This window comes from Alteromonas sp. BMJM2, from assembly GCF_027257845.1.
Lineage (GTDB): Bacteria > Pseudomonadota > Gammaproteobacteria > Enterobacterales > Alteromonadaceae > Alteromonas.
Map to the genome: position 1 here is coordinate 1 of NZ_JAPVOT010000058.1, position 993 is coordinate 993.

The following is a 993-nucleotide window of genomic DNA, read 5'->3' on the forward strand; positions in this document are numbered from 1 at the left end:
CAATTTGCCTAACATCAACCATGACAGACGAAGTAAACGAGTTCTAAAAAGGCAACGGTATTGATCTTGAAATAGCGGTCAAAGGGCTATCTTTTTTCATTGACAGCCCGGAGGCTCATATGTGTTTGATGGCCTCGTGTTCACTTTAGATTATTACAACATCCAGATTGATGGGCTAATCGATAGCCTAAGTGGTTTTGATATTGCGTCTAACTGTGTTGATGCACCAACGATCAACAACCAGTTCTGTGATGCGGTAGACAGAAATGCTACAAACGGCTCTATTTCTAATTTCCGCTCAGGGTTTATTAACCTGGCAGCCGTGGAAACGTCAGGGATCGATTTCCGTGTTGATTATGGTTTTGACCTAGCAGAGCTATTCGATACGGCTTCTCGTGTGAACGTTACGCTTAACGGCACCAACTTCCTTAAGAATGATGAAGTTCGCGACGTATCGGCACCGGATGAAGTGACTGATGTACTTGGCACGTTTAGTCGCCCAGAATGGATAGTCAATATGAACGTTGATTATTTAATTGGCGATTTTGTTATCGGATGGCAAGGGCGTTACGAAAGTTCGCAACTTCTACCGGGCCTAGAGAACCAAGATATTGAAAACAATCCTGACTTTGTCAGCATTACATCAACAGGTTCGGCGCTAGTTCACGACTTTTCTGTATCTTATACCTTCGACGATTCACTAGAAGTGTATGGTGGTGTGAATAATGCGTTCGAAGAAGACCCGTATTTAGGTACGCTTTCTCGTCCAGCAGGCCCTCGAGGACGTTTCTTCTTCCTTGGTTTGAATTACAACATGTAATCTAGGTGAGATATATAACAGCCCCGCCACGAAAGTGCACGGGGCTTTTTTTGTTTGCCCAGCGAAGCTGGCAAACCCAGCAGGACAATAGATGCCTGCATCACCCTGATTGAGGGGAAGATAATCCGAATCGCAAGGGCGTCACTGGCCAACGGTGGGGTCTGAAGGAAGCG

General features: G+C 45.5%; 1 protein-coding gene. It reads left to right on the top strand.

Annotated features, from left to right (window positions below; translation table 11 throughout):
* Positions 1–121: 121 nt before the first annotated feature.
* Positions 122–820 (top strand): TonB-dependent receptor domain-containing protein, encoded by a 699-nt coding sequence (locus O9X84_RS19505; protein WP_269521318.1) that lies wholly within the window; start codon positions 122–124, stop codon positions 818–820.
* Positions 821–993: the final 173 nt, after the last annotated feature.